Below are 24,332 nucleotides of genomic sequence, written 5' to 3'. Positions count from 1 at the left end.
TTTTTTACTTCTTCGTCATTCCTTTGAAAGCAAATGCAATATTTGACGGACGTTCTGCCAGGCGTCTCATAAAGTAGCCGTACCAATCCTCTCCGTAAGGCAGGTAGACTCTCATGTTATAACCTTCTTTTACGAGGCTGAGCTGGGTTTGCGACCGCATGCCGTACAGCATCTGGAATTCAAACATGTCATTGGAAATGCCGTTTTCCCTGGCAAGCTGCTTTGTATAATCGATCATTTTATCGTCATGTGTCGCAATCGCTGTGTAGTGACCATTTAAGAGCTGCTTTCGGATGATTTTTTTGTAGTTCTCATCGACATCGCTTTTTTCCGGAAAAGCCACTTTTTCTGATTCCTTATATGCTCCTTTTACAAGACGAAGGAACGGTTTCAAAGAATCCAAATCGTCAATATCGTTTTCCGTGCGGTACAGATAGGCCTGCAACACCGTGCTTACATACTCATATTTCCTTCTGAAATCCTTGAATATATCAAGCGTTTTCTGGCATCTGACCTCGTCTTCCATGTCTATGGTGACCATGACTTTATGCTTCTCGGCCGTCTGGACGATTTTCGTCATATTTTCATACACTAGATCCATATCTATATCGAGACCTAAAGACGTCATCTTTAAAGAAACGTGTGAGTTCAGCTGCTGATCCGCAATGGTCTCAATGGTTTGGATGCATTCTTCCGTGCGTTCCCTTGCGACCTCGGCGCTGTTCACAAACTCGCCTAAATGATCGACAGTAACTGACAAGCCTTGGCTGTTAAGCTGTCGAATTGTCGGGATTGAACTGTTAAAATCATTCCCGCCGATAATTTTACCCGCTGCTACCCGGCTTCCCCAGTTTCTCGCCATCTTATTGAGAAAGCCGCTTTTGGATAAAAACAAGAAAAAATCTCTTGTGATCACTTCCAACCTCAACACCCCGCAATCTAAGAAGTATTTGTATGAGTTTATTGTAAATGGACAAAACCTCCGTTCACAATATTCTCAAAATACAAAGATTCTGATTATTTTTGTGGGTTTCTCACAATCAGATAGTTAGAAAGTCGGGGGACTTCCTGTCGAAATATGGAGAGAGGAAGCGACATGAAACATCAGCTTCCTCCATCATTCCACACTTCTTCAACAGTATTCAAAAGCAACCGATTCAGCTCAGGCGTGATATCTTTTTTGATGATTTTCAGCGTTTTCGCTGCCTCCATAATCCTTTCAATCTCTGTTTCAATGAACTGGTGAATCACATGAATTCTTGCTTCAAGATCCAGTTCTTCACCTTTTCTTTTGCGCTCAAGCAAGGTTTCCATCTCTGCTCTCAGTTCGGGTTCCGTAATCAATTCATTCATCAAAACAGTAAAATCCATCGGCGGAATGGTTCCGTGCTTTTCAATCCACTTACACGCCAGTATCGGCCGCAGCACGTAAAAATACTTTTTGATTTTCACCTCTTGCCCTTGCAGGTAATCCTTGACGTTTCTTTTTGCCATATTGATATAGTGATACACACTGGCTTCAGGCTTAAACGCTGTGCTTCGCAGCTTTCTCAGCTGCTCTGCGGTCGTAAAGGCTTCGTAATACACAATGTCTGAGGACAGCCACTCAAGCAGCGGAGGGTTTGATTTTTTGAATAGACGCAGCGTTTTTCTCAGTTCCCAGCCGCTGATGTCCAACAAATCGTGGATCGGCTCTTCAATGACATCCCTCTCCTGCTCGATTGAAAAATACCATTCCTTCTTCGGCACATAAATAAAGCGGACATCATAATCGCTGTCTTGCGATGGGAATCCCCAAGCACGGCTCCCTGATTCAACGGCATACACGATTTTAACGCTGTACTCTTGCTCAATTCGTTTTAGTTCATCAATGATTCTTTGTTTCATATATATTCGTCTCCCGTCTTTTCTCATTCCGGCTGTCTGCAGAAAAAAACCGCCCGATGATGCGGCGGCTCTTCGCGTCTGTCAGCCTTTAAGATGCTGCTTAAAGAAGGCAAGCTTTTCCGTTTGAAAGGCAGGGATATACTCATGCCCAAAGTAGCGGTACACCTTCAGCTCTTTTTCTGTCTCCAGATGGTTATAGGCCGCAAACACAGTAGAAGGCGGCGTAATCTTGTCAATCAGCCCGATCGACATTAGTACAGGAACCTTCACCCTGTCAGCCAGATTCATAATATCGAAATACGTTAGTGTATTCATGGCCCGCTCTTCTGTTTCCGGGCTGCCATTTCTTCTGAAAAAGGAATTGATTTCGAGATACGGCTGTTCAAGCGCCACATCGATGGCCCGCTCGAAATTGCTTAAATAAGGATAATCAGCAACAGCGGCTTTCGGAATATCTGACAGAGCAGCGGCCGCAATGGTTATGCCTCCGCCCTGGCTTCCGCCTGTCACGCCGATTCTTGTTTCGTCGACTTCATCAAAGCTGCTGATGACTTCAAGCGCGCGGACGGCGTCCAAATAAACTCCCCGGTAGTAGTATGTATCTTTATCAAGAATTCCTTTTGTCATCCAGCCCAATGCGTGGCCGTGCGGAGAAATACTGGTGTCCTCGCTGCCCTGCTGGCCGCGGACAAGCATGCCGAACGCAGCGTATCCGTGCAGCGCCCAATTGACCATTTCATGAATGTCTCCGTCATAGCTTGCATTGTAGCCGTGATATTTGACGATCGCTGGATGCGGGCCTTCTTTGTCAGGCACCGCATACCAACCGGCAATGCTGGCATTTCCAAAACTTTTATATGTAAGGCGGTATACCTTCACTCCATCAGCAGGATAATCAACCGGCTGTAAGTCAGGAACTGCTTGAACTTCGGCAAGCTTATTCAAAGAGGACTTCCAAAACTCAGAAAAATCTTTTTGGGCAGTTTTGTCAGGCTTATACGTTTGCAATTGGTCGAGCGGCATATCGAATAGTTGCATTTCCGATTATTCTCCTTTGTTTAATAAGATTTAGTTTATTCTATACTATCACGTGCTGAACCTATTTTCTAAATTTTTTAACATCTAATTTCTGATTCAATCCCTCGATGTGAATTCGTTCTTGTGACGAATAGGCTTCTATCCTTGAACACCATACTCACTCTTCTTGATCAAACGTTTGTTTAACCGATTCCCGGCTCAGTTCCATAATGGCCTGTGCGGTCAGAATGACTTAGCGTTTTTTAAAAAATACAAAAACAAGAGTGCGTGATGGCGCGGATTGAAGCGATAAATAGATGACACCCGGATCTTTTCCCTTTTGACCATATTTGGGTCAGTGTTACCCCAAACCGTTTGCGGCAAGGGATTGCGCGATTTTGATGTGCTCGTTTTAAACGCGGCGTTTGGCTTAAAGCCGCTTTCCGCACATAGGTCAAGTACCATCCGGCGAAAACCGTATCCCTTCTTCAGCAAAATAAAAGGAACGTGCTTTGCTATCTCAAGCGGCACGCACGGCTTCCCTCACCTTCCAGTGCTTTATCAATCAGTGCAGTCATTTCGAGCGGCATCCACCTTTGTTTTTCCTTTGATACGACAAGAACGATCGGCTCAGTCAGCAAGGGTTCAATGGAGAGCCTCACATCCTCAATCGGCAAGGATAACCTCTCCCTTTGCCGTTATCTCCTCTAAGGCAGCCGGGTCTTTTTCGATAAGCTGAACCTCCACATGGGGATAATGCGCCAAAAACTGCTTCAGAAGCCGGGGGAAAGGTATATCTCCCTGTTACAGATCGAAAGCTTGTGCCCCAGTCCTGCCTGCATCTTCACCAGCAAGTCATCCCTTAATCGAATGATGTCCTCAGCCTTTTCAATGAAACGGCGGCCGTGCGGTGTCAGCGTATCAGAGCCGTGTGACCTGTGAAAAAGAGTAAGCCCCAGCTCCGTCTCCAGCTTCTTGATTTGCTGGCTGAGAGAAGGCTGGGCGATATGAAGGTGCTCCGCCGCTTCGTCCAAGATATAAAAATGATCATAACAGAAATTGCTAACATCATCCATATCATAACAAACAAAGATGAAAGAGCTGGTTCATTTGGCCAAACGAAACTCCGTTTTCGAAAAACGCTGTGATGTATCGTGATGAGAAGGTATTTGCTGATGGGGAAGATTTAACGATGCTGATCAAATTTGCGGAATGCTGTGCAGAGCAGCAAGTGCTTGATGCGGAGAGGGAGCGGGCCATACGGTGCTGGCATTTGCCCCTTATGTCCAAGAATGCATCGGCATTGATGCGACGCAGGAAATGGTTGACGTTGCTTCATCTTTTGCGGAAGAAAAAGCCGCTGTGAATGTACACTTTCAGAAAGGGACAGCGTCTGACGAAGCCCGAGACACCTTTTGCCTCGAGTTGAATCTAAACGGAAAGCCTGAATCCTTTTGCTTAAAAACGATAATTCATCCAAGGCGTAAAGCGATAAAAAAAAAGCCGTGCATCCCGCACGGCTTTTACATTGGCTGATAAAGATCCCAGCCGATTTTTAGCGTCTCCACAATGTAATCTGCAATCTCTTCAGGAGCAAGGTTGTCTGTTTCCACTTTTGAATTGTGCTTATCATAAATGACTTTTCTCTCGTTAAACAGCTGCTCCATTTCGTCCATTGACCGATTATGCAGCACCGGGCGGCTTTCGATCAGCAAATTCGCGCGCTGCTTCCAGTTCTCCCAAGACAGATCAAGGTGAAGCACCAGACAATGTTCGAGACAGCACTTTCTGATTTCCTCTTGTTTAAAAGAGCCTCCGCCAAGTGAGACAATTTTAAATCTTGTATGATGGCATAAATTCAGGATATATTCTTTTTCTGTTTTCCGGAAAAAGTCTTCACCTTTTTTTTCAAACATCTCAGGGATCGACATGTTGAAATCCTTTTCGATTTCTTGGTCAATATCGATAAAATCTCTATATAATTTCTTAGCGACCAATTGGCCGATTGTCGTTTTTCCTACACCCATGAATCCAATCAGGACGATATTTCTTTCTCTTACTGGGATGGCTCGTTTAGCGTTCATCTTCGGCGAAATCCTCCTAAGGAATGAAAGTTTATCTTCATTATATGCTGATTTTGCGAATATTTATATAGGTACCGGCTCGGGCTTTCTCTATTTCATCGTCAACCGTTCAAGCTTTCCTACAATAAAACATGAGAAAACGCAATGGACGAAACGTCGTTTTTGAGCAGCCGGCTCCGTTTCTTTTTTGCGTTCAACCTTCTTGGTCGGATGAAATTCATTGTACAACATTTTCAGACATAATTTAATACTTCGACGCAAAAAAGCATTAAATGATTAAAAACACCCTTCCTCTATCTGCGTTTATCCGTTTTTCATCAGGGAAAAAGATGACGGGAGGGATTGAGATGAAATTAAGCTTTTGTACAACCGGGTGTAAAAAGCAAAATATAATGGACATCATTTCCTTTGCGAAGGAGCAGTCCTTTGACGGGATTGATTTGTGGTACGGCCACATCGAACAGTATGAACAGGACTTCGGGCCGCTGGACGGCCTTTATACACTGCTGCAGCAACATAATTTGAAGGTGCCCGCGGTCAGCTTATACACCGATTTTGTGACACAAGGAGAAGAAGAGACAAAAGAAGCAGTGAGAAAAGGGCTTCGGGCGGCAAGACAGCTTCACAGCCCGCTCATTCGCGTATTTGTCGGGAATCAGGCGTCAAACAGAACGTCGCCAGAAAAATGGCTGCGTGCGGTTGAGCAATTTCAGCAGGCTGCGCAAATGGCAGACGGCTATGAGGTAAATATCGGTCTGGAAATTCATTACGATACGTATGCCGATACACCTGAAGCTGCTTTAACATTTTTGAAGGATGTCGCCCATCCGAGACTCCGAACGATTTTTGACGGGTCAAATCTGCACGTGAACCGAATTGACCAGCTGCCGGCTTTAGAAAAAACCTTTCATACGATCAGCCATATCCATTTGAAAAACTATCGCTGGAATTTTGAGAACTGGTATCTAAGCGAACCCACTCCGATTTTTCAAGGAGATCTTGATCAAAAAGCATTTTTAAAAGAACTGATAAACAGACAATATGATGGTTTTGTTTCTCTTGAGTATTTTGGAGAACATGCCTTCACCCATATAAAAGAATCGCTCCGCGAATATACGGCTGTTTTTTCCCGCTGACTCTTCGATCGAAGGGTCTTTTTATGTATCATAAACAAAAAGGGGGAAATCACGATGATCGTGTGGATAAACGGGGCGTTCGGTTCCGGAAAAACACAAACGGCGTTTGAACTGCATAGAAGGCTGAAACCGTCTTACGTATATGATCCTGAAAAGATGGGGTTCGCGATGCGTTCAATGATACCGCCGGATATCGCTGAAGACGACTTTCAAAGCTACCCGCTGTGGCGGGAATTCAATTACAGCATGGTTTCCTATTTGTCAGATACATATCAGGGCATCATCATTGTGCCTATGACCATTACGAACGATCAATACTTCGATGACATTATTGGCAGGCTGAGACAGGACGGCCGGACAATTCATCACTTTACCCTGCTGGCTTCAAAGGAAACATTGCTGAAACGCCTGCGCACCAGAGCGGAAGGAAAAAACTCCTGGGCCGCAAAGCAAATCGACCGCTGCATCAACAGCCTGTCTGATAGCCTTTTCACAGAACATCTCCACACAGACCAAATGTCTATTCAGCAGGTCGCAGAAACGATTGCTTCCCAAGCTAATCTGCCGCTCGAGCCTGATTCGAGAGGCAGCCTGCGAAGGTTCACTGATAGATTAATGGTGAAGCTGAATCATATCCGCATCAAATAAAAGACGTTTTGAAAATATGTACATGTAAAGGAATCAATAAATAAAAAGCCCACTACGAGAGTGGGCTTTTTATCATGTTATTTCCACCAGTCATCAAACATAGAAGCTGGGACCTGGCGCTTATGCTCCGTCATGCTGTAGCGTTTCTCCAGCGCTTCTGACGCTTTCGCCGATACTTCTTTTCCTTCGAGATAATCGTCAATTTCATCATAGGAAATGCCTAGCTCAGTTTCATCGGACTGCTGCGGCTTTTCATCCAGCAGATCGGCAGTCGGTTCTTTTAAGTATAAGCGTTCTGGTGCACCCAGCTCTTTCAGCAGGCTTCTTCCCTGACGCTTTGTTAAGCCTGTCAGCGGCAGAAGATCTGCGCCTCCGTCACCGTACTTCGTAAAGAAACCAGTCACGGCTTCGGCCGCATGGTCTGTTCCAATCACAAGAAGGCCTTCTTGGCCGCCGATCGCGTATTGAGCAATCATTCTCGTTCTCGCTTTTACGTTTCCTTTATTAAAGTCTGTCAGCTTATCGCCTGTCTCTTGCTGATATTGATCTGCAAAAGCACTGACTGTTGATTGAATGTCAAATTTCCATGATTTATCCGGCTTGATAAACTTCAGAGCGAGCTGGGCATCATCTTCATCCTGCTGTGTGCCGTGCGGAAGACGGACCGCGATAAATTGAGCGTCTCCGCCCTCCTCGCGAATGCTTTCCACTGCAAGCTGAGCCAGTCTTCCCGCAAGTGTGGAATCTTGGCCGCCGCTAATGCCAAGCACAAGTCCTTTAGTGCCGGTTTTCTTTACATATTGTTTTAAAAAATTGACTCTGTCCTCAATTTCTTGCTTTGGATCAATTGAGGGCTTCACATGTAATTCACGCATAATCTTTTCCTGCATGCTCATCCCAATCATTCCTCCTGTACATTATTGCTTATTTACTGAATCATTTCCCTAAATCGATGAAAATGAATCATGACTGTTATGTATCCATATTAACTATAGCACAGGTCTTATTTCATAGTGAATAAGTGAGATCAGCTGACTTCAACCCGTATGGACGTCACACTGTCGCCATTGCACTTTCCTTTTTCAATCGGACAGGAAGAAAACGCGACAATTAAATCCATCTCCGCCCTGAGTCTGACGTAATCCCCGGCATTTGACAGGGGCGTTTCCACAGACAGGTTCCCCTTTTCATCTAAAACAGTATTCATAAAAATCGCAAACGGATAATGCATATGCGGCTTCGGCACGCCGAACTGCTCAAGCGCCCGGTTCATATTGTCATAACACGTATCCTGGAACTCGTCCTTTTGTTTTCCGTATAACAGCCTGTTCATGTCAGGACGGCAGGCGGGCAGAAGCAGGTCATGCTTGCCGACCGTATCCTCAATGAGCGTCAGCATCGGTTTATACAAATTAGAGTAAATATGATCGTTGACCTTCACATGAATGGAATGATTGGCATCAATGGTCGCTCCCTGATCAAGATGCTCATAAAAATCCTTTGCATGGTACGCCACAAAATCAGCAACCTGCTGCCCCTCTACATCAACCACCTTCAAAATCTGGCCCTTTTTCAGCTTCAGGCCGAGCCCTTTCTTCGGCTGAACGATATATTGCTTTGTCATCCGCTTCGCTCCTTTTTTTTATTAGTATGAACGTTTGCCATCGCCTCCATGTAAAAAGAGGCAAAAATCCGATGCATATAAGCCTTGCGCGGGTTGCAATCTAACCTTAGATAAAAGGGGTTGAATGTAAATGAGTCAAACAAAAAAAGACCAAGAAAAAGGAAATCTGGCTTGGTGGCAGCTTTCATTAATCGGGATTGGATGCACAATCGGAACAGGATTTTTTCTCGGTTCCAGCATCGCAATTGTAAAAAGCGGATTTTCCGTTCTATTATCATTTCTCATTGCGGCGATCGGCACGTATTTTGTATTCGAACAGCTTGCCAAACTATCGGCAAAACACCCTGAAAAGGGCTCATTCTGTTCATATGCGAGAAAAGCATTCGGAAGGTGGGCCGGCTTCAGCAACGGCTGGGTGTACTGGTCATCTGAAATGCTGATTACCGGAAGCCAGCTGACAGCCATTTCGTTATTTACGAAGCATTGGTTTCCCCAAGTGCCGCTGTGGGTATTTGCCTCCATCTACGCTGTACTTGGGCTTCTCATTATTTTTACCGGACTTTCTGTTTTTGAAAAAACAGAAAACGTGCTGGCTGTTATCAAAACTGCCGCTATCTTCATGTTTATCGTTATTGCCATTCTGGCTTTGTGCGGCATATTGTCAGGCGGAAAGCCGGAGGTGCAGATTCCGAATGAGACAAAAGAATTTTTCCCATTCGGAGCTATGGGGCTGTGGACAGGCCTTATTTATGCATTTTACGCGTTTGGCGGAATTGAAGTTATGGGGCTCATGACGGTTCACTTAAAAAAGCCGGAGGAAGCCTCAAAGTCAGGCAAGCTGATGCTGGCAACGCTGGCGATTATTTATATCATTTCAATCGGGCTCGCTTTGCTATTAGTTCCTTTACACAAGTTTACAGAACAGGACAGCCCATTTATTACGTCTTTAAAAGGATTTCATCTTGAAGTAATTCTTGATATTTTCAACGGCATTTTTATTATCGCGGGCTTCTCGACCCTTGTCGCTTCACTCTTTGCTGTGACAACATTGCTTTGTACGATGGCCGATGACGGCGACGCGCCGAAATGCTTTACTCTAAAAGAAGGCAAAAAAATATGCTGGCCCGCGCTCGGATTAACATTTGCGGGGCTTATCGTGTCTATCGTACTGTCTCTAGTGCTGCCTAAAAATATTTACGAGCACATGACAACAGCGGCCGGGCTGATGCTTTTATACACTTGGCTGTTTATCCTGTTCTCCAGCAAAAAGCTGACCGATCCGGCAGCCATGGCGAAAACGCAAATTTATTTGGCGACAATTCTGATCGCGGCGGCTGTGTCCGGCACGCTGTTTGAAAAATCGAGCCGACCCGGATTTTTTGTCAGCTTGGGATTTCTAGCTGTCATTGCCGTTGTCACCTTGATTTATCAAAAAAAGCAGGGACATAAAGACCGCCCTGCCAGCTCGTGAACTATTTCATTTTGTTAAACATGTTCTTTAAATATGAAAACGGGCATTTTGATACGTGTTTTTCATCATCCCGGAGAAAATACTGTTTCCATTCCCGATTATCCTTTCCTCCGTACCAGCCTAAATGCGGATGAATCGGAGCTTGATCGTAAGCCTGTAAACGGGATCGGATCAGCCTGCTCATGTTTCGGCCAAATGCGGTTGAATCATTTAGATTTTCAAACACCCATCTCGGCTGAAACGTGATCATAAAATAAGGGAAGCTTCGGCTTCTCCTCGCATCATGAGCCGGCGTTGCACACAGAATAAAATACGGCTCGCCGTTAAAACAAAACTCCCACTTATAATGCTCTGGATCGGCCGGCATATCTGCCGGCCACTCTTTTTCATCTTGTTCGCTCAGTCTATTTAAAAAGCTCCAAAACAGCTCTTCATACGCCTCAATGGAATAATGCTCAGCCAAAACTTCCGGTGTATCAAACAACACAACGAGAGATGCGTATTTTCCTGTGTCCCGCGATATTTTGCCGTACTCCGCAAGCAGTGGTGCCAGTTCCTCCGCTGTACGGTTTTCCCGCGGATCTCCGGCAAAAGCAATGCGAAGCTGATCAGTCAGAAATGCCTGGCGGCCGGGAATGCAAGGAAACGTATCCGCGTCATCCGCCACAGTTTCTGCCAATAGCTCAAAAGCGATTCTTTGCCATTCCGGGAACTCAGTTTGATTCCGTTCCAGAAAACTTTTGGTGTAAATCCCTTTCACCATTGATCCACCTCCAGTATCATCTGGATACTATATTAAAATGGAAGGCGGCAGGTGACTGTCCTTTCATGAATCAGCCCAATAACTCTTTGATGCCCTGATAACCGAAGTAAAACCCGAATACAAGAAGAGATATGCCTGCGATTGCGGTCAAGCCCCTTAACAGCTTTTCATTAAGCAGGTTTCTGAAAGTGCTGGCTGCAATGGCCATGCAAAAATCCCAGATTAAGATACCAATCATAATGCCAGAACTATAAATGAGTAGCTGATTCACATTGTAAGTCTCAGCCGTTTTCGCAAGAATGCTCCCGTAAATCCCAAGCCAAAACAGGATACTCAGTGGATTGGACAGTGAAATGAGAAAACCCGATGCAAATGTTTTTCTGTAGGACGGCTTCCCCTTCGAGCTGCGTACATCCATCGCTTCCCTGATATTCTTCAGCGTTTCAATACCGGTATAGGTCAGTACAAAAAAACCGAAAAGCCACAAGAACGTTTTTACGAATGGAGCGGTCAGAAACTGTGACAGTCCGAAATAGATGAATATCATATACAGTCCGTCAGCAGTCATGGCGCCTAAACCAAAAATCCACGCATGCCAAAATCCATTTTTAATGCCTTTATCGATTTGCGCCGCATTGACAGGTCCCACAGGCGCAGACAAGGACAGCCCCAGCACAATATAACTCAAAAAAGTGTTCACCGGCCCGTACTCCCCTCTCTTACTCAACTTGTACAATTTATTCGGGAACGGGCCAAGCTATGCACAAAAATCACCTATTGTTTCAACCGGTCAAGCTCTTCCTCCATAATATCGGAGGCTTTGCCGATAAAACCGAAAATCAGTTCCAATTCCTCCTCCGTATACTCGCGGCACAGATCCATCGTGGACTCTGACAATGAACGGAACAAATCCTTCACATGCTGTTTAGAAGCGGTAAGAGGCACGATAATCACTCTTCTGCGGTCGTTCGGGTCCCTTTCACGAGCCACATACCCCGCTTTTTCCAGCCGGTCAACAAGCGCCGTAACGGAACCGGTGCTGAGTCCCGTTTTTTTCCCCAGTTCACCGGCCGTCATTGGTCCTGCTTCATTTAATATGTCAGCTGATTTCAAATCGGTAGGAAACAGACCGAGAGCTTGAGCAGCCGCCTGATGAAACAGAATGGTTCTAGCACCCAATTTCCGAAAAATCTGAATGGCAGCCTTTTCCAACTCACTTCTGGAATTTCTTGTTGACAACTGACAGTCCTCCCTATAAAATCAAATTTATCTTGATAATCGAGATAATTAACAATCAAACTATTATCATGATATCAAACCTTACTTAAAAAAGGTAGAGGAGGTAGAATAAATGGATACAACAGCCGCAAAAAATCCTTCCACTAAATTTGTGGTTCTTGGTCTTTTGCTGGGCATTTTAATGTCCGCGATGGACAATACAATTGTTGCCACCGCGATGGGCAGCATTGTAGCGGATCTTGGAAGCTTTGATAAATTCGCTTGGGTGACTGCATCCTATATGGTGGCAGTCATGGCTGGGATGCCGATTTACGGCAAGCTTTCCGATATGTACGGCCGAAAACGTTTTTTCCTGTTTGGACTTATTTTTTTCTTAATCGGTTCGGCATTATGCGGAATTGCACAAACCATGAACCAGCTAATCATCTACCGGGCCATTCAGGGGATTGGCGGCGGAGCGCTCCTGCCGATTGCCTTTACGATCATCTTTGATTTATTTCCGCCGGAAAAGCGCGGAAAAATGTCGGGCATGTTCGGCGCTGTATTTGGATTATCAAGTGTTCTCGGCCCGCTGTTAGGCGCTATTATCACAGACGCTATCAGCTGGCACTGGGTGTTTTACATCAACGTCCCTATCGGCGCACTGTCATTGTTTTTCATCATCCGCTATTACAAAGAATCGCTGGAGCATAAAAAGCAGAAAATTGATTGGGGCGGCGCGATTACTTTAGTCGTATCCATTGTATGCCTAATGTTCGCACTTGAGCTCGGCGGCAAAACATACGACTGGAATTCGATACAAATCATAGGCCTGTTTATCATTTTCGCGGTTTTCTTTATTGCCTTTTTTATTGTGGAGAGAAAAGCGGAAGAACCGATTATCTCCTTCTGGATGTTTAAGAACCGCTTGTTTGCCACAGCGCAGATTCTCGCTTTTCTTTATGGCGGAACATTCATTATTTTAGCAGTGTTTATTCCGATTTTCGTACAGGCAGTATACGGCAGTTCAGCGACAAGCGCAGGCTTTATTCTGACACCGATGATGATCGGATCAGTGATCGGAAGTATGATCGGCGGAATCTTCCAAACGAAGGCAAGCTTCCGCAATCTGATGCTGATTTCCGTCATATCTTTCTTTATCGGCATGCTGCTGCTTTCCAATATGACGCCGGACACAGCGCGCGTATGGCTGACTGTCTTTATGATGATTTCAGGCTTCGGCGTAGGCTTTAACTTCTCGCTGCTCCCAGCAGCATCCATGAATGATTTAGAACCTCGTTTTCGGGGAACGGCCAACTCCACCAATTCATTTTTACGATCCTTCGGCATGACGCTCGGTGTCACGATTTTCGGCACGGTTCAGACAAACGTGTTCACAAACCAGCTAAGCGACGCCTTCGGCGGGATGAAAGGCTCCGCCGGCTCAGGCGCGCCACAGAATATCGGTGATCCGCAAGCGATTTTCCAAGCCGGCACACGATCACAGATCCCTGCTGCAATTCTGAATCGGATCATCGACGCCATGTCCTCAAGCATCACATATGTCTTTTTACTAGCTTTGATTCCAATTGTTCTCGCGGCGATTACCGTTTTGTTTATGGGAAAAACAAGAGTCAAAACAACTGAGGAAATGACGAAGAAAGCAAATTAATGAAAAAGCAGTACACCCTGGGTGTACTGCTTTTTTCTATTAAACACCTAATCTTGCTAGAATAAATGTCCATATGCAGATGATCAATAGCAAAATCAGGCTGTACGCTACTGTCCGTTTAAACAGCTTTGATTCCTTCCCTGTCTGGCCGACCGCGGCAGCGGCAATGGCGATAGATTGCGGAGAAACGAGCTTCGCCATTACCCCGCCCGCCGTATTTGCGGCTAACAGCAAATCAGAACCGGCCCCGATCTGCGCACCGGTGACGACCTGCAAGTGACCGAACAGCGCATTATTGCTGACAACTGAGCCAGTGATGAACACGCCGATCCAGCCGAGAACAGGACTGACAAACGGGAACAAATCGCCTGTTTTCGCCAGTGCCAGCCCGATGGAAGAGCTAAGCCCCGCGAAGTTGGCCAGATTGGCAAACGCCATCACAAAGCAGATCGTGACAATTGGCATCCACAGTTCCTTCCCCGTCTCCTTCAAGCAACTGAAACCATCCCGATAAGAGAAATTTTTGCTGAACAGTCCCGTAACAATGACCGCCGCTAAAATCGCTGTACCGGTCGCTGACAGCAGATCAACTTTAAAGACTGCATCTAACGGCATGGCAGATGGGGCAATGGGCGGCATCTTCATAATTTGCTGATGCAGAAAAGGCATTTTCAAAAGAAGCGTTGTTTGATACAACAGTCCGCCTTCTTGGAAAAGCGCTTTGAAGGCAGGAAGGCTCCAGATGGTGATCGCCGCGGTTAAAATGTAGAAAGGTGACCACGCCTTGGCAATGTCTGCCGCGCTGTATCTTTTTTTCTCACTAGCTTCTCCGGCTCCCTGCTCACGGTAAATCTGTTTCGGCTGCCACTTTTGCAGGAAGAGCGCAAGCCCGCCCATACTGAACAGCGCCGCCAAAATGTTAGCTAATTCCGGTCCGAGCACAGCCATTGTCAGCGTCTGAACCGCTGTATACAGTCCGCTGACAACCAACAAGGCAGGCCAGGTTTGTTTGATTCCCTTCATCCGGTCTAATATGAACACGAGTAAAAACGGAATCAGAAATGTAATGATCGGCAGTGTCCAGATCAATGCCCGTGACAATTCAAGAGCAGACAAGTTTCCAATTTGCGCGCCTGTAATCACCGGTATCCCGATCGCGCCGAAGGCTCCAGAGGCAGCGTTCGCAATTAAGCAGAGCGCAGCCGCCTTTAACGGTTTAAAGCCAAGTTCGACGAGCAGCGCCGCACTGATTGCAATCGGAACACCAAAGCCGGCCGCACCTTCCAAAAATGCGTTAAAACAAAAACCGATTAATAATAGCTGTAATCTTTGGTCAGGCGAGATGCCGGCAATGCTGGAACGAATAATGGTAAACTTCCCGGTTTTCACAGCGATTTTATAGAGCCACACTGCCATCAGGACGATGTAGCCGATCGGCCATAAACCGCTTCCGATGCCTAATAAAACAGAAGAAACAGCTTTTTCAACCGGCATATGAAATGCCAAAACGGCAACCAAAAAGCTGACGGCTAGGGTAAGAAATGCCGCAAGAATGCCTTTCATCTTAAAAACGGTTAAAGCTAAGAGAAAAAAGAGAATCGGAGTGAGCGCCACAAGTGCGCTCACATACTCGTTTCCAAACGGATCATACAACTGCTCCCACATTGACAATCAGCCCTTTACTCTATAGTTGCGATTAGTTGACCTTTTGTTCTGCAAAATGAGGTTTTAAAATATTTTTAAGGACGTCTGCGCTGTGAAGGAACTGTTCTTTTTCTTTCTCATTTAAGTTCAGCTCAGTGATGTCTGCGATACCTCCGCGGTTTACGACAGCCGGAACGCCGATGTATACGTCATCTGCGCCGTATTGTCCCTCCAAATAGGTGCTGACAGTTAAAATGCTGTTTTCATTATGAAGAATGGCTTTTGTAATGCGGGCAAGGCTCATCGCAACACCATAATAAGTCGCACCTTTTTTCTCAATGATATGGTAAGCGGCGTTTTTCACGTCATCTACGATCTGGTCTAGCTCCTCTTGTTTGTACGCATCGTTTTTCTCAACGAGTTCACCGACAGGCACACCGCCGACATTTGCGTGGCTCCAGACAGGAAGCTCAGTATCGCCGTGTTCACCGATAATATGCGCGTGCACGTTTTGAGGCGCTGCGCCAAAGTATTCGCTCAGCATGTAACGAAATCTCGCAGAATCAAGTGTTGTGCCGCTTCCGATCACTCGCTCTTTTGGCAGGCCGCTGAATTTCCATGTTGCATAAGTCAGAATATCAACCGGATTTGTCGCGATTAAGAAAATGCCGTCAAATCCGCTGGCCATGACTTCACTGACGATTCCTTTGAAGATCTTTAAGTTCTTTTCTACTAATTCAAGGCGTGTCTCACCAGGCTTTTGGTTTGCACCGGCACAAATGCAGACAATATCAGCATCCTTGCAGTCTTCATATGTTCCGAAAGATGTTTTGACCGGATGCGGCGCAAACGCCTTTCCGTGGTTTAAATCCATTACATCGCCCATTGCTTTTTCTTTATTTAAATCAATGACCACAAGTTCATCTGTGATCCCTTGGTTAATTAACGCAAATGCATAACTGCTTCCAACAAAACCCGCTCCGATTAAAGCTACTTTATTTACATGTTTATTCATCATTAATCATCCTTCCAGGGTATGTTTTTCTTCGATGACTGTTTGTGAAGTATTTCACATTTATATTGTGCAACACTTCACAAACTTTTGCAAGAGAAAAGATTTGTCTGATTTATGAACAAAAAAAGAAACCATCCTCTATGATGATTTCTTCTTAGACTCCTTTTTTACCGATCTTCTGTAAGACAGCTTCACGATCCCGAATCGTAGCAGAAACAGAACGCCGCCGCAGACGATAAATAAGAGAAACATTTTCAGCCAAGCGAAGAATGTATGGGGAATCCCCCTGTCATACATCGTAAGCACCACTACCGCAAAGGCGACAGCTATTGATTCTGTGAACTGCTGCTTCACCCGTTTATGCAGTTCTTTCTCGGTGTCTATTCTCGGCATCAGCATTCCAGAAGCAGATGCCCTGATGCAGTAATATAAGATGATAATGAACAAAAACACAAGGCTCGTGACCCATTCTTTAAACGGAAATTCAAACATAATGCCGCGGATGATCACATCCAGCAGCGCAATCGCCCCGGCTAACATGCCGATCTCCGACCAGATTTTTTGTTCTTTTTCTTTTACTCTCTTATTTTTCCCATTCACGCCTGAAAGTCTGTTATGCAGATTATTCATGACCTTCCTCCCGCACTTTTACGAATGGCTTATGGCTTACATGTTACAATAACAGCCTGCGCTTCTGCAACGAATAAATGAAAAGCCCGCCGTACAAGCCGGCGGGCAGCAATGTTTAATACGGCCCCCAATTGATCAAGACACCGATACAAATAAACACAAGCCCGATTAAGAACCAAATCAGAGCGAGCGGCAGCATAAACCGAAGCCACTTGACGTACGGAATCCCGCTGGCGGCAAGCACTGCCATCAAAACGCCGGACGTCGGGTTCACACAGTTGACAACCCCTTCTCCAAGCATAACCGCTTCCACCGCGACCTGTCTCGTGATTCCCATCAAATCAGCGAGCGGCGCCAAAATCGGAATGAACACAACCGCTTCGCCCGATCCTGAAGAGATGAGAAAATGAAGCAACGCACTGGCGATATACATGCCGATTGCGCCGGCCATCGGACTGAATCCGTCCAACACCGAAGCCAAAGCATTGACGACTGTATCCAGCAGCTTTCCATTTTCAAGAATGACAGAAATGCTCCGCGCCATCCCGACAATCAGCGCACCGTATACAAGACTCTGACAGCCGGTAATAAAAGTTTTGGCAATATCGTTTGCCGCAAGTCCTCCAATGAATCCGGCAAGGACCGAAATAAAAATAAATGTCGCAGCCATTTGGGAATCTGACCAGCCAAGCTTCAATGCGCCGTACAAAAATCCGATCAGTGACAAACCTGCGACTCCCAAAATCAGCTTATGGCGAACGGTAAAGGGGACAGACTTATCTTCTTCTTGATTCGCATCGCTCAATCCTGCCGCCGGGAACCAGTTTGTGCCTAACACGCTGGCATCCTTTGAGTTCTTTAATTTTCTTGTATACCAATAGATATAAATGATAGAAGACAGCAAAAAGCATATGTATATGACCACACGAAGGCCGATCCCCGAAAACAGAGGCAGCTCCGCAATCGATTGCGATAAGCCAAGCGGGGACGGTGATAAAACGGTAGAGTTAAACCCGGCATAGCAGCCTATATAAATAACAGCTGCACCCGCGACCGCGTCCCATTTTAAGGAGCGTGCGACAATAAGGCCGATGGGGATAAATCCGATCACTGAGTTCACGACAATTCCGGTCGTTCCAAGAACAGAAAACAACGCACCGACAATACAAATAAATAATAATTGCTTTGTGCGGAACTTGCTGATGACATTGTAAATCAGTCCGTTGATGGCACCTGTTTTTTCTAAAATAGCGATCGTGCCGCCTGTGAATAAAATCAGAAAAATAATAGGGGCTGAGCCGACCATCCCATCCTGAAGTGAAGTGAAAAAGCTGATCAGGCTGACCGGAGACTGTTCAATTGAATGGTAGCTTCCCGGCACCGCAGTGGTAACCTCTCCCTTCGTCACACGGTCAAATTCTCCCGCCGGCACAATATACGAAGCAACGGCGCACATGAAAGCGATGATAAATAAGAGGACATAGGCGTCAGGCATGTTAAAGGCGGTACGTTTTTTCTTCGGCTGTGTTTCGGCTGCTGGCATACTCATATTTCGATCCATCCCCTCTTTTTAGAAAATACCTATTATTCTGAAAAATATAAATATGTGCTATATTATAAACAGCCTATCTACCTGTTTCAATATAAAAAAAGGAAAGAAGGAGGTTTTTCTCCCATGCAAAAACTCTCAGAAGAAATGAAACAAACCGTAATGGACATCTTTGAACATCTTCACGCCAATCCAGAAGTCAGCTGGAAAGAATATGAGACAACTGCATTTCTTAAACAAAAACTCGAAGATGCAGGGTGCCGCACGCGCACGTTTTCAGATTGCACCGGAGTTGTCGGTGAAATGGGTTCGGGCTCGCCTGTTGTAGCTGTCCGTGCTGACATTGATGCATTATGGCAGGAGGTCAACGGCACATTTCGCGCCAATCATTCCTGCGGACATGATTCGCATATGACAATGGCTTTAGGTACGTTAATGCTGCTGAAAAAACAGCCGCAGCTTCCGAGCGGAACGATCCGTTTTATCTTTCAGCCCGCAGAAGAAAAAGGCGGCGGCGCTCTAAAAATGATAGAAGAAGGCGTGCTTGATGACGTCGACTATTTGTATGGCGTCCACGTCCGTCCAATTCAGGAAACCCAAAACGGACGCTGCGCCCCATCCATTCTGCACGGGTCAAGCCAGCACATCGAAGGCACAATCATTGGAGAGGAAGCTCATGGCGCGCGGCCGCACCTTGGCAAAAACAGCATCGAAATCGCGGCATTCCTCGTCCATAAGCTGGGACTGATTCACATCGATCCGAAAATTCCGCACACAGTCAAAATGACAAAGCTTCAAGCCGGCGGCGACAGCTCCAACATCATTCCCGGAAAAGCGACCTTCAGCCTTGACCTGCGGGCGCAAACAAATGAAGCCATGGAGACGCTGATCGCAGAAACAGAAAGAGCCTGCGAAGCGGCTGCCGCGGCATTCGATGCGACAATTGAACTTCACAAAGAACACAGCCTTCCGGCAGCAACCCAAAATAAAGAAGCTGAAGGCATTATGGCTGAAGCGATCACAGACGTTATCGGAGCTGATCAGCTCGATGAACCGCTTGTCACAACCGGCGGTGAAGACTTTCATTTTTATGCCGTGAAAGTGCCGAATCTTAAAACGACCATGCTTGGCCTCGGCTGCGGACTTCAGCCAGGACTCCATCACCCGCATATGACCTTTGACAGAAACGCGATGTTTACCGGGATTCACATTTTAGCAAACGCTGTGTTAAAAACGTTCCAAAAAGCCGATACACTCGCATCAGCCAATGCTTCTTAAATCAAAAAAGCAGCCTGCGAACAGGCTGCTTTCTTCATTATTTCTTCAGATCTTCAATTGAGTTGACGTTTTTCATATATTGAGGCACAACAAGACCCATCTTCACGCCAGTTATACTGACGCCTACATCATCATATTTGCCTTTATATTTGACAGCGTATGGTTTATGGGTATTCGGCAGCCATGCGGAAAGGGATGCGTCCGCGCTTCCCGTCGCAATCGCCGTCCACATCGGACCAGCTTCTACCTGAGTGAGTTTCACGTCATAGCCCAAGTCTTCTAAGACTTTGCCCATAACGTTTGTACTTGCAATCTCACTGTCCCACGCCACATAGGCAAGGTTGATTTTGTCTCCCTTCACCTTTTGCACGCCTTTGGTCCACTCCGCGATTTGATCCTTGTGCTTCTTCACATAATCAGCAGCGGCTTTGGAAGGTTTCTCGCCTTCTTCCACCTTGATCATCACTTCACCCATGTCGTCTTGCGTCCATTTAAACTGGCTCAGAAGCTTAACGGCATTCGGCTGTTCTTTGCTGAAGCCTTTTCTGGTGATTGTATGAATCTCCTCAGCACTGCCGTAAGTTTTTTTCGGATCATCAAGATATTTTAATTTATATCTGGAGAACATCCAGTGCGGAGTCCATCCTGTGATAATAATTGGTTTCTTCCGGTCGTATGACTTTTTGAGCGTAGCAGTCATAGCAGCGCTTGACGATGAAATCAGTGTCCAGTCGTTCAGGTTATAATCCTTCAACGCTTGATCAGTCAGGCTCATAATACCTGAACCGGGGTCAATCCCGATGATCGTCTTGTTCACCTGTTCAGCTGCGGACGCATTTTCGTCGTTTTCTGATCCGCAAGCCGCAAGTGAGAGTGCCAGCATGGCGGAAACACCGATACCGATGATTTTTTTAAACATCAGGCATTCCCCCTGCTTTTCTTCTTCACTTTAATATTTTGTGTAATACGGTCGAGCGTAATCGCAACGATAACGATAGCGATACCTGCTTCTACACCGACCCCTGTTTTCAGCTGTGTAACGGCGCTGTATACTTCTGAACCTAGCCCAGGCGCACCGACCATTGCTGCGATAACAACCATTGATAATGCAAGCATGATACTTTGGTTGATCCCGGCAAGAATGGTTTTTGTGGCAAGCGGAAGCTGAACCTTAATCAAACGCTGAGCTGTTGTAGAACCAAACGCTTCAGTTGCTTCAATCAGATCCGCAGGCACTTGTTTAATACCGAGAACCGTCATACGGATTGTCGGCGGCATTGCGAAGATAACAGACGCAACCACACCCGGCACAACACCGATATTAAAGAAGAAAATTGCCGGCAAAAGATATACGAAAGCAGGCATTGTCTGCATTAAATCAAGGATAGGCGTTACGATACGGCGAACCGTTTCTTTCTGAGATGCCCAAATTCCGATCGGCACACCGACCACAATCGAAATAATGACGGACGTGACAACCAGCGCTAACGTTTGCAGCATTGGGTCCCAATATCCTAAATAATCAATAACGAGAAAGCCAATTAAAGTAAACAGCGCAATTCCTCTCGTACTGATCCACCATGCAAGAGCTGCGAAAATAATCGTTAACAAAATAGAAGGAATAAATCCAAGCCCGGTTACAATCCCGTTTACAAAAATGGCCAAGCCATTTGCGATTCCATCGAGGAATCCGCCAAACGTTATCGTAATCCAATCAACAAAACGGTCAATGATGTCTGCTAAAGGTATTCTAGGCAGTCTATCCAATTTACTTCACCTCCCGTACAGAAGGATCTTGTGTTTGCTCAGCAGTGCCTTCAACATTGATATAATCGTTATTGCCTGCAAGTGCGCCAATCAGCGCGCCTCTTACGACAATTCCTTTCATTCTTTGCTTTTCATCTACAACCGCAATTGGAATATTCGCGTCAGAAACAACGTCAAAAATCTCAGTCAGATACGTATTCTCTGGTACAGTCGTAAATTCCTTATTCAAGATATCCTGAAGGGATAAATCAGACTCGGCTGCTTTTTTCGCATCAGCCGCATAAATGACACCTAACAATTGTTTTTGTTTATCGACTGCATAAATAGATGAAATCCCTAGGTTTTTCATCAGTGTTAATGCAACGCGCGGCCCTTTATCAATCCGCACCGTTTCAGCGCGCTTCATAATGTGGCCGGCAGTTAATACTTTAGACAAATCAACGTCCTCAACGAATTTCTCAACATATTCGTTGGATGGATTCATGAGGATTTCTTCCGGCGTGCCGATTTGAACGATGTTTCCGTCCTTCATCAGCGCGATTCTGTCGCCGATGCGAAGCGCTTCATCCAGGTCGTGCGTAATAAAAATAATCGTTTTTCCGACATTATCATGCAGATCCAAAAGCTCATCCTGCATGTCTTTACGGATTAATGGATCAAGCGCACTAAACGCTTCATCCATCAGAAGGATGTCCGGATTATTCGTCAAAGCGCGGGCAAGGCCGACACGCTGCTGCATCCCGCCCGAAAGCTGGTCAGGGTATTGGTGTTCAAATCCTTCAAGTCCGACAAGTTTAAGCGACTCAAGCGCTTTTTGCTGGCGCTCCTGTTTGTCTACACCTTGAAGCTCCAGTCCGTATTCTGTGTTTTCAAGTATCGTTCTGTGCGGGAACAAAGCGAACTTTTGGAAGACCATACTGATTTTTTTCCGGCGGACTTCCCGGAGCTGGTCTTTAGACATATTTGTTATCATGTCACCATCAATGTAAATTTTTCCGGCAGTCGGTTCAATAAGCCGGTTTAACAGCCGTACTAAAGTTGATTTACCGCTCCCTGATAGACCCATGATGACAAATATCTCACCATCATATACATCAAAATCTGCTTGGTTAACCCCAACGGTTGATCCGGTTGCTTTCAGGATCTCTTTTTTATTTTTTCCGTCGGCAAGCATTTGAACTGCTTTCTTGGTTTGTTTCCCAAAAATCTTAGAGACTTTCTCGACTTTTATCTTAATCGGTTTCTCATCTACACTCATATTTTCCCTCCATATTAAGCAATCTTTATTACCGTAACACTTATGTAACAACACACACAAACCGCATATTCTCTTTTATTCTGTACCATTTCATGATAAACATCCCTGTGACCTCAAGATCTTATTTATGCTTCTAAATACTCTGTAATCCTCCTTTATTATTGTATTTTACGGGTAAAATTAAGCCTTTTTAAATTGAAAACGCTTTTATTGAATCGAAATTCCCTCTTCCTCTTATGACTTCAAGCTCCTTTACTGGAAAAATAAGTTGCTTTTTCAAATCAAACAAGCAGAAAAAACGAACCGCAAGCTGCCGGTTCCCATGTAAAAAGCACCTCATGATGAGGTGCTTTTGTTTATTCAAGCTCAGTTTGTTTCGTTTCTGTCCCCAAAATCAAAATACACACGACCGCCAGTAAAATGGCAATGCAAAAGATTGAAAAAATCACTGAAAACGAAATATGGCGGGCGGCGAGTGTTCCGACGAGCAGCGGGCCGAAAATGCCGCCGATTCTTCCAAACGCCGCTGTGGTTCCTGAGCCTGTCGCGCGAATTGCTGTTGGATATTGCTCCGGTGTATAGGCATACAGAACGCCCCACGCGCCAAGATTAAAAAAGGATAACAGCATTCCAGCCGTCAGCAGCAGACCTAAGGAATCTGCCGTTCCGAAGAAATACGCGCTTCCCGCTGTTCCGATCAAATAAATGACCAGTATCCATTTCCGGCCCGCCTTTTCGATCAGCCACGCAGCCGAAAAATAGCCCGGAAGCTGAGCAAGCGTCATCAGCAGAACATATTCAAAGCTTTGAATCATACTGAATCCTTTTAACAGCATCACACTCGGCAGCCATAAAAACATGCCATAATAAGAAAAGACAACGCAGAACCAGACGATCGACAGCATCACCGTCGGCCGTACATACTGTTTCGCCCAAACGCTTTTAACGTTCTCCCACACCGATTTCTTTTTCATAGAAAGCGATTCGTACTTCGGCGAATCAGGCAATCCTGTCCGCAAGTACAGCGCATAAAACGCCGACAGTGCGGTTAAAAGCAAAGCCGCCTGCCAGCCGAAGCTTGGAATGACAAAATAGGAAATAAGCGCCGCTGCCAGCCAGCCCACAGCCCAAAAGCTTTCGAGAAGCACAATGACCCGGCCCCGCTTTTCAGGCACAACCGCTTCCGAAACAAGCGTTGAAGCGACAGGCAGTTCGCCGCCAAGTCCCATCCCAATCACAAAACGGAGAATGAGAAATGCCGATAAGCTTGTGACGAAGGCTGATATCCCGCTTCCGATTGAAAAGCATAAAAGGGTAATGATAAATACTTTTTTACGGCCGATTCGATCAGCCAGCAATCCAAACAAAAACGCACCCACAGCCATGCCGATGGAATTCACGCTTCCGATCCATTTCATTTCCTCGGGCGAAAGATTCCACTCCACGTGGAGCGCGGCGATAATAAACGATAATATTCCGACATCCATTGCATCAAACAGCCACCCTAAACCGGCGACACCCAGCAGCTTACGCTGGGATATAGGCTGTTGTTTTCCCATAGCCAACACCTCTGATATGCAAAATGATTACCGTTTAAGTTTACACCTGTCTTTACACATTGTCATTACCTAATTGATGTCAATCAAAAACCCCGCTTATGATTCACAAGCG

Annotated in this window: 22 protein-coding genes and 2 pseudogenes; 6 read left to right on the top strand and 18 right to left on the bottom strand. The window is 45.7% G+C overall.

The window, feature by feature from the left end; genetic code table 11:
• Positions 1 to 4 precede the first annotated feature (4 nt).
• The 4 genes and pseudogenes from putB to NST56_RS01820 all read right to left on the bottom strand — a co-directional run bounded on the left by putB (position 5) and on the right by NST56_RS01820 (position 3,980).
• Positions 5 to 916: a proline dehydrogenase PutB gene (gene putB / locus NST56_RS01835; RefSeq protein ID WP_081638229.1), complete on the bottom strand. Its 912-nt coding sequence runs from the start codon at positions 914 to 916 to the stop codon at positions 5 to 7.
• 188 nt (positions 917 to 1,104) lie between these two features.
• Complete coding sequence (locus tag NST56_RS01830; protein WP_024120156.1) at positions 1,105 to 1,887, bottom strand: nucleotidyltransferase domain-containing protein; 783 nt, start codon at positions 1,885 to 1,887, stop codon at positions 1,105 to 1,107.
• A gap of 81 nt (positions 1,888 to 1,968) precedes the next feature.
• Positions 1,969 to 2,925, bottom strand: coding sequence for a cephalosporin C deacetylase (cah, locus tag NST56_RS01825; RefSeq protein WP_339179548.1), 957 nt, complete (start codon positions 2,923 to 2,925; stop codon positions 1,969 to 1,971).
• A 157-nt stretch (positions 2,926 to 3,082) separates the two neighbouring features.
• Positions 3,083 to 3,980 (bottom strand): annotated as a pseudogene (locus NST56_RS01820) (LysR substrate-binding domain-containing protein).
• 71 nt (positions 3,981 to 4,051) lie between these two features.
• Here NST56_RS01820 and NST56_RS01815 point away from each other — a divergent pair.
• Positions 4,052 to 4,399 (top strand): annotated as a pseudogene (locus NST56_RS01815) (class I SAM-dependent methyltransferase).
• 28 nt (positions 4,400 to 4,427) lie between these two features.
• Here NST56_RS01815 and NST56_RS01810 read toward each other — a convergent pair.
• Positions 4,428 to 4,988 (bottom strand): shikimate kinase, encoded by a 561-nt coding sequence (locus tag NST56_RS01810; protein ID WP_127696038.1) that lies wholly within the window; start codon positions 4,986 to 4,988, stop codon positions 4,428 to 4,430.
• A gap of 347 nt (positions 4,989 to 5,335) precedes the next feature.
• Here NST56_RS01810 and NST56_RS01805 point away from each other — a divergent pair, with 347 nt between their 5' ends.
• Positions 5,336 to 6,124 (top strand): sugar phosphate isomerase/epimerase family protein, encoded by a 789-nt coding sequence (locus NST56_RS01805; RefSeq protein ID WP_339179542.1) that lies wholly within the window; start codon positions 5,336 to 5,338, stop codon positions 6,122 to 6,124.
• A gap of 54 nt (positions 6,125 to 6,178) precedes the next feature.
• Positions 6,179 to 6,772: a tunicamycin resistance ATP-binding TmrB gene (tmrB, locus tag NST56_RS01800; protein ID WP_326196127.1), complete on the top strand. Its 594-nt coding sequence runs from the start codon at positions 6,179 to 6,181 to the stop codon at positions 6,770 to 6,772.
• Between the two features lie 77 nt (positions 6,773 to 6,849).
• On the opposite strand, the gene nadE is transcribed toward tmrB, so the two are convergent.
• Entirely contained in the window at positions 6,850 to 7,668 is an 819-nt protein-coding gene (gene nadE, locus NST56_RS01795; RefSeq protein ID WP_339179539.1) for an ammonia-dependent NAD(+) synthetase, read from the bottom strand.
• Positions 7,669 to 7,799: 131 nt separating this feature from the next.
• A complete protein-coding gene (locus NST56_RS01790) occupies positions 7,800 to 8,396 on the bottom strand; it encodes a DUF1989 domain-containing protein (protein WP_010332950.1) in 597 nt (198 codons plus the stop codon).
• A gap of 130 nt (positions 8,397 to 8,526) precedes the next feature.
• On the opposite strand from NST56_RS01790, the gene NST56_RS01785 reads away from it, so the two are divergent.
• Positions 8,527 to 9,867, top strand: coding sequence for an amino acid permease (locus tag NST56_RS01785; RefSeq protein ID WP_326196126.1), 1,341 nt, complete (start codon positions 8,527 to 8,529; stop codon positions 9,865 to 9,867).
• A gap of 1 nt (position 9,868) precedes the next feature.
• Here the strand turns inward: NST56_RS01785 and NST56_RS01780 are convergent, their stop codons facing one another.
• The 3 genes from NST56_RS01780 to NST56_RS01770 all read right to left on the bottom strand — a co-directional run bounded on the left by NST56_RS01780 (position 9,869) and on the right by NST56_RS01770 (position 11,869).
• Positions 9,869 to 10,630 carry a YqcI/YcgG family protein gene (locus tag NST56_RS01780; RefSeq protein ID WP_229149690.1) on the bottom strand — a complete coding sequence of 254 codons (762 nt, stop codon included), beginning with the start codon at positions 10,628 to 10,630 and terminating at the stop codon, positions 9,869 to 9,871.
• A gap of 70 nt (positions 10,631 to 10,700) precedes the next feature.
• Positions 10,701 to 11,330 carry a LysE family translocator gene (locus NST56_RS01775; RefSeq protein ID WP_010332947.1) on the bottom strand — a complete coding sequence of 210 codons (630 nt, stop codon included), beginning with the start codon at positions 11,328 to 11,330 and terminating at the stop codon, positions 10,701 to 10,703.
• 74 nt (positions 11,331 to 11,404) lie between these two features.
• The gene (locus NST56_RS01770) at positions 11,405 to 11,869 is read right to left on the bottom strand and encodes a MarR family transcriptional regulator (protein WP_339179532.1); all 465 of its coding nucleotides are present in this window, start codon (positions 11,867 to 11,869) and stop codon (positions 11,405 to 11,407) included.
• 112 nt (positions 11,870 to 11,981) lie between these two features.
• Between NST56_RS01770 and bmr3 the strand changes: the two genes are divergently transcribed.
• Positions 11,982 to 13,520: a multidrug efflux MFS transporter Bmr3 gene (gene bmr3, locus NST56_RS01765; protein ID WP_339179529.1), complete on the top strand. Its 1,539-nt coding sequence runs from the start codon at positions 11,982 to 11,984 to the stop codon at positions 13,518 to 13,520.
• Positions 13,521 to 13,559: 39 nt separating this feature from the next.
• Here bmr3 and NST56_RS01760 read toward each other — a convergent pair whose 3' ends face one another.
• The 4 genes from NST56_RS01760 to NST56_RS01745 form a co-directional block, all read right to left on the bottom strand.
• Positions 13,560 to 15,185 carry an L-lactate permease gene (locus tag NST56_RS01760; RefSeq protein ID WP_339179527.1) on the bottom strand — a complete coding sequence of 542 codons (1,626 nt, stop codon included), beginning with the start codon at positions 15,183 to 15,185 and terminating at the stop codon, positions 13,560 to 13,562.
• 31 nt (positions 15,186 to 15,216) lie between these two features.
• Entirely contained in the window at positions 15,217 to 16,182 is a 966-nt protein-coding gene (locus tag NST56_RS01755; RefSeq protein WP_010332943.1) for an L-lactate dehydrogenase, read from the bottom strand.
• 135 nt (positions 16,183 to 16,317) lie between these two features.
• Positions 16,318 to 16,809, bottom strand: a complete 492-nt coding sequence (locus NST56_RS01750) for a DUF6773 family protein (protein ID WP_339179524.1) — start codon at positions 16,807 to 16,809, stop codon at positions 16,318 to 16,320.
• Positions 16,810 to 16,924: 115 nt separating this feature from the next.
• Entirely contained in the window at positions 16,925 to 18,358 is a 1,434-nt protein-coding gene (locus tag NST56_RS01745) for a YfcC family protein (protein ID WP_339179521.1), read from the bottom strand.
• A 126-nt stretch (positions 18,359 to 18,484) separates the two neighbouring features.
• Between NST56_RS01745 and NST56_RS01740 the strand changes: the two genes are divergently transcribed.
• A complete protein-coding gene (locus NST56_RS01740; protein ID WP_268448969.1) occupies positions 18,485 to 19,636 on the top strand; it encodes a M20 peptidase aminoacylase family protein in 1,152 nt (383 codons plus the stop codon).
• A gap of 37 nt (positions 19,637 to 19,673) precedes the next feature.
• On the opposite strand, the gene NST56_RS01735 is transcribed toward NST56_RS01740, so the two are convergent.
• The 4 genes from NST56_RS01735 to niaP all read right to left on the bottom strand — a co-directional run bounded on the left by NST56_RS01735 (position 19,674) and on the right by niaP (position 24,220).
• A complete protein-coding gene (locus NST56_RS01735) occupies positions 19,674 to 20,555 on the bottom strand; it encodes a glycine betaine ABC transporter substrate-binding protein (protein WP_010332939.1) in 882 nt (293 codons plus the stop codon).
• Positions 20,555 to 21,403, bottom strand: coding sequence for a glycine/proline betaine ABC transporter permease subunit OpuAB (gene opuAB / locus NST56_RS01730; RefSeq protein WP_010332937.1), 849 nt, complete (start codon positions 21,401 to 21,403; stop codon positions 20,555 to 20,557). Before opuAB ends, NST56_RS01735 begins: the two co-directional genes overlap by 1 nt.
• 1 nt (position 21,404) lies before the next feature.
• Positions 21,405 to 22,661, bottom strand: a complete 1,257-nt coding sequence (opuAA, locus tag NST56_RS01725; protein ID WP_229149674.1) for a glycine/proline betaine ABC transporter ATP-binding protein OpuAA — start codon at positions 22,659 to 22,661, stop codon at positions 21,405 to 21,407.
• Between the two features lie 356 nt (positions 22,662 to 23,017).
• Positions 23,018 to 24,220: a niacin permease NiaP gene (niaP, locus tag NST56_RS01720; RefSeq protein WP_339179516.1), complete on the bottom strand. Its 1,203-nt coding sequence runs from the start codon at positions 24,218 to 24,220 to the stop codon at positions 23,018 to 23,020.
• Positions 24,221 to 24,332 lie beyond the last annotated feature (112 nt).

This window comes from Bacillus sp. FSL R5-0560, from assembly GCF_037966305.1.
GTDB classification, from domain to species: domain Bacteria; phylum Bacillota; class Bacilli; order Bacillales; family Bacillaceae; genus Bacillus; species Bacillus mojavensis.
This window is presented reverse-complemented; position numbering and strand designations above follow the sequence as displayed.